This is a genomic window from Nocardioides sp. YIM 152588 (assembly GCF_040191335.1).
Lineage (GTDB): Bacteria > Actinomycetota > Actinomycetes > Propionibacteriales > Nocardioidaceae > Nocardioides.
In genome coordinates, this window is sequence record NZ_JBEGDJ010000102.1 from 1 (window position 1) to 3,774 (window position 3,774).

General features: G+C 73.6%; 7 protein-coding genes. 6 read left to right on the plus strand and 1 reads right to left on the minus strand.

All coding sequences use genetic code 11. From position 1 onward, the window contains the following. The first annotated feature begins 87 nt into the window (after positions 1 to 87). Positions 88 to 600, plus strand: coding sequence for a low molecular weight protein-tyrosine-phosphatase (locus ABLM29_RS22080; protein ID WP_349716794.1), 513 nt, complete (start codon positions 88 to 90; stop codon positions 598 to 600). A 29-nt stretch (positions 601 to 629) separates the two neighbouring features. On the opposite strand, the gene ABLM29_RS22085 is transcribed toward ABLM29_RS22080, so the two are convergent. Then, positions 630 to 1,091: an Lrp/AsnC family transcriptional regulator gene (locus ABLM29_RS22085; RefSeq protein WP_349716795.1), complete on the minus strand. Its 462-nt coding sequence runs from the start codon at positions 1,089 to 1,091 to the stop codon at positions 630 to 632. A gap of 93 nt (positions 1,092 to 1,184) precedes the next feature. On the opposite strand from ABLM29_RS22085, the gene ABLM29_RS22090 reads away from it, so the two are divergent. The 5 genes from ABLM29_RS22090 (at position 1,185) to ABLM29_RS22110 (ending at position 3,494) form a co-directional block, all read left to right on the plus strand. Beyond that, positions 1,185 to 1,625 carry a rhodanese-like domain-containing protein gene (locus ABLM29_RS22090; protein ID WP_349716797.1) on the plus strand — a complete coding sequence of 147 codons (441 nt, stop codon included), beginning with the start codon at positions 1,185 to 1,187 and terminating at the stop codon, positions 1,623 to 1,625. 62 nt (positions 1,626 to 1,687) lie between these two features. Next, positions 1,688 to 2,182 (plus strand): thioesterase family protein, encoded by a 495-nt coding sequence (locus tag ABLM29_RS22095; RefSeq protein ID WP_349716798.1) that lies wholly within the window; start codon positions 1,688 to 1,690, stop codon positions 2,180 to 2,182. A 120-nt stretch (positions 2,183 to 2,302) separates the two neighbouring features. Further along, the gene (locus tag ABLM29_RS22100) at positions 2,303 to 2,563 is read left to right on the plus strand and encodes a hypothetical protein (RefSeq protein ID WP_349716800.1); all 261 of its coding nucleotides are present in this window, start codon (positions 2,303 to 2,305) and stop codon (positions 2,561 to 2,563) included. Between the two features lie 106 nt (positions 2,564 to 2,669). Further along, the gene (locus ABLM29_RS22105; RefSeq protein WP_349716801.1) at positions 2,670 to 2,966 is read left to right on the plus strand and encodes a type II toxin-antitoxin system VapB family antitoxin; all 297 of its coding nucleotides are present in this window, start codon (positions 2,670 to 2,672) and stop codon (positions 2,964 to 2,966) included. A gap of 3 nt (positions 2,967 to 2,969) precedes the next feature. After that, the gene (locus ABLM29_RS22110; RefSeq protein WP_349716803.1) at positions 2,970 to 3,494 is read left to right on the plus strand and encodes a LytR C-terminal domain-containing protein; all 525 of its coding nucleotides are present in this window, start codon (positions 2,970 to 2,972) and stop codon (positions 3,492 to 3,494) included. Positions 3,495 to 3,774: the final 280 nt, after the last annotated feature.

Sequence of the window (3,774 nt, forward strand, 5' to 3'; positions counted from 1 at the left end):
TCTGGACCGCGGTCGGCGGCTCGATCATCATCAGCATCACCACCTGGTTCCTGGACGCCTTCATCGGAGTGGAGCGATGATCGGCTGATGGACGTTCCGGTCCCCCGAGCACCGGGCGGCTACCGGGTGGCGCTGGTCTGCCTCGGCAACATCTGCCGGTCCCCGATGGCCGACGTGGTGCTGTCCGCTCGCGTCGCCGACGCCGGGCTGGGCGACGCGGTGACGGTGGTCAGCGCGGGCACCGGCGACTGGCACGTCGGGGAGACCATGGACCGGCGCGCCGCGGCGCTGCTCACCAGCGAGGGCTACGACCCGACGGCGCACCGGGCCCAGCAGGTCGCGACCACCTGGTTCGACACCTTCGACCTGCTGCTGGCGATGGACGAGGCGAACCTCGCGGACCTCTACGAGCTGGACCGGGAGGGCGAGGCCACCTCCGACGGCCGGGTCCGGCTGTTCCGCGACTTCGACCCCGAGGGCCCGGGCGAGGTGCCGGACCCGTACTACGGCGGCGACGCCGGTTTCACGAGCGTGCTGGCGATGGCGGAGCGGACCTCCGAGCGGCTGGTCGCACTGATCGGCGAGGCGCTCGGGCGCTGAGCCGTCGGCTCACCGGGCTCGCAGGCGGCTCAGCGGGCGGGCAGCAGCGCGCGTCCCTCCAGCGGCGAGGAATAGACGACGCTCGTCGTGATGCTGCCCAGCGCGGCCAGGCGGCCGGTGATCCGCTCGAGGTCGCGCATGCCGCGCGCCAGCACCTTCAGGATGAAGCAGTCCTCTCCCGTGACGTGGTGGGCCTCGACCACCTCCGGCGTCGTGGCGAGGAGGTCGTGCAGCGGCTTGTAGTTGCCCGTGGGGTAGCCGAGCCGCACGAACGCCGCGATCGGGTAGCCGAGGGCCTCGGCCGACACGGTCGCGGTGTAGCCGGTGATCACGCCCGCGTCGGTCAGCCGGCGGACCCGGTCGGCGGTCGCGCTGGCCGACATCGAGACCGCGCGCCCGAGGTCGGCCAGGCTCGACCGGCCGTCGCGCTGCAGTTCGGCGACCAGCGCCCGGTCGACGTCATCGAGCACCACACCCTGATCCGACGGCATGGGTGGCAGATTACCGCGGGATCCACGGCGCATCCGGTCCAGCGCCATCGATCGCCGGTTCATCCGGGGCGCTCGACGCGCTGAACTGGTGGCATGACCCAGGCACCCGGGCGGACCGCCCGCAACGAGGCCGCGATCGCCCACTTCGAGGCGAAGCTCGCCCACGAGACCGACCCCTCCGACCTCGCGGCCGCCCGCGCCGCGGGCGAGGCCCCGACGGTGGTCGACACGCGCTCCCGCCGGGCCTGGGACCAGGGCCACCTGCCCGGCGCGCTGCACATCCCGGGCGCCGAGCTCGCCGACCGCGCCGCCGCCGAGCTGCCCGACCTCGACGCCGAGATCGTCGTCTACTGCTGGGGCCCCGGGTGCAACGGCTCGACCCGGGCGGCGCTGACGCTGGCCCGCCTCGGCTACGGCCGGGTCCGCGAGCTCATCGGCGGGTTCGAGTACTGGGCACGGGAGGGCCTCGCCGTCGAGACCGCGGCGGGGCGCACCCGCCGGCCGGTCGACGACCTCACCGCGCCGGTCGGGTGAGCGGGCGCCCGGTGCCCGATTTCGGAGATGAGGCCCGGCGGCGGGACCAGTAGGGTGCGAGGATGCCGCAGCCGACGTACGCCCAGCTCGCCGACCTCCCCGCCTACGCGGAGCAGCCCGTGCCGACCGCGTTCGAGGACATGAACGGCTACCTCAACGTCCGGCACTACCTGGGCATCGGCAGCGAGGGGCTCGACGAGTCCCTGGTGGGGGTCGGGATCCCGACCAACTGGCCGATCTCGGCCGGCCGGGCCTGCCTCGCCGCCGAGCACCACCTGACCTACCTGCACGAGCTGAAGACCGGCGACATGATGTCGGTGCGCGTGCGGCTGCTGGGGCGCTCCGAGCGCGCCGGGCACGCGCTGGTCTACGTGCTCGACGACACCAACGAGCGGGTGGCCTGCGTCCTCGAGGAGGTCTTCCTCCACGTGCTGGTGTCGGCCCGCAAGACCGAGCCGTGGCCGACGGAGATCGCGGAGCAGATGGACGCCCGGATCGCGGAGCACGCGAACCTGCCCTGGCCTGCGGAGACGACGGGTTGCCTGGCCCTGCGCTGACCAGACCGCCGGCCTGAGGAATTCGGCCAGTGATACGTTTCACAGGCCCACTTGGCGCAGGACATACTCCCGTAACGGTGGATCAACCTCCCCGCGACCTGACCGGCGCAATCTGTCGCCATGACCGAGATGATCTCTCCCACCTCGCGTCACTCGGGCCACCACCTCGACCCGCGTGACGCCGCCGCGCCGGACCACACCCCGGCCAGCACCACCGCCCTCACCGGCCTGACGGCCGCCCAGCCCACCCAGGACCGCCGCAGCGAGCTCCGGTCCCGGCACGCCCGGGGGCTCACCACGCTGATGGCCCAGCGGTCCGACCTCCGGGGCGTGCACGCCCTCGCGGACTTCGTCGACGACGCCGTCCGCTGGTCCGCCTGACCGAGGCGTACGCCGACCCCGTCGACGCGGCCGGATGTGGGGTCCGGCCACGCCGGCGACGGCGCCCCCGAGGGTGCAGCACCCGCTGCATCTAGACTCACCAGCCGTGATCTTCAAGCGCGTGGGCGACGGCCGCCCCTACCCCGACCACGGGCTCTCCGCCCGGGGTTGGGCGGCCGTGCCCCCGCGCCAGGTCCGGCTCGACGAGCTGGTCACCACCAAGGACACCCTCCAGCTGTCCTCACTCCTGGACGAGGACTCCACGTTCTACGGTGACCTGTTCGCCCATGTCGTGCTGTGGCGCGGTGAGTACTACCTCGAGGACGGCCTCCACCGCGCGCTGCGGGCAGCCCTCCAGCAACGCACCGTGCTGCACGCACGGGTGATCCGGATGGAGGACTGACGGATGAACGTGTCGGCGACCGCCCGCTCGGGCGCGACCATGGCCGTCCTGGCCGCGCTGTTCCTGGGCGGCATCGCCTGGGCCTGGGGCGAGGTGACCGCGCCGTTCCCGGTCAAGGAGGACCCGCCGGCCTGCGTCGACACGCCGGTCTCCTCCGGCGAGCGCGTGCGCCCCGGCGACGTCGTCGTCAGCGTCCTCAACGCCAGCCGCCGCACCGGGCTCGCCGGTCAGACCATCGACCAGCTGATGGACTTCGGGTTCTCCGGCGGCGAGAGCGGCAACGCCACCGTCGCCGGCGCGTCGAACGTCACCGCGCAGATCTGGACGACCGACCCGCGCAGCCCCGCCGTCCGCCTGGTCCGCACCTACCTCGGCGACGGCGTCCGGATCGTCGAGCAGCCCTCCGACCGCCCCGGTGTCACCGTCGTCGTCGGCCAGCAGTTCACCGGCGTGACGAAGGGCCGCAAGTCGGTCAAGGCCGGGAAGGACACCTCGGTCTGCGCGCCGACCGGCTCCGCCACCCCCTGAGCCGAACCGGGGCTCGGGGCACGCCGAACCGGGGCTCGAGGCAGCCCGAACCGGGGCTCGAGGCAGCCCGAACCGGGGCTTGAGGCAGCCCGAACCGGGGCTCGGGGCAGGCCGAACCGGGGCTCGAGGCAGCCCGAACCGGGGCTCGAGGCAGCCCGGCGGCCCGTCACGGCCCAACTGCCGGTTCGGCGCGGCCCAACTGCCGGTTCGGCGCGGCCCAACTGCCGGTTCGGCGCGGCCCAACTGCCGGTTCGGCGCGGCCCAACTGCCGGTTCGGCGC

What these genes read in the sequence shown, in the direction of transcription:
- ABLM29_RS22090 (WP_349716797.1), top strand. Translation starts at nt 1,185, where the DNA reads ATGACCCAGGCACCCGGGCGGACCGCCCGCAACGAGGCCGCGATCGCC.
- ABLM29_RS22095 (WP_349716798.1), top strand. Translation starts at nt 1,688, where the DNA reads ATGCCGCAGCCGACGTACGCCCAGCTCGCCGACCTCCCCGCCTACGCG.
- ABLM29_RS22085 (WP_349716795.1), bottom strand. Translation starts at nt 1,091, where the DNA reads ATGCCGTCGGATCAGGGTGTGGTGCTCGATGACGTCGACCGGGCGCTG.
- ABLM29_RS22110 (WP_349716803.1), top strand. Translation starts at nt 2,970, where the DNA reads ATGAACGTGTCGGCGACCGCCCGCTCGGGCGCGACCATGGCCGTCCTG.
- ABLM29_RS22100 (WP_349716800.1), top strand. Translation starts at nt 2,303, where the DNA reads ATGACCGAGATGATCTCTCCCACCTCGCGTCACTCGGGCCACCACCTC.
- ABLM29_RS22080 (WP_349716794.1), top strand. Translation starts at nt 88, where the DNA reads ATGGACGTTCCGGTCCCCCGAGCACCGGGCGGCTACCGGGTGGCGCTG.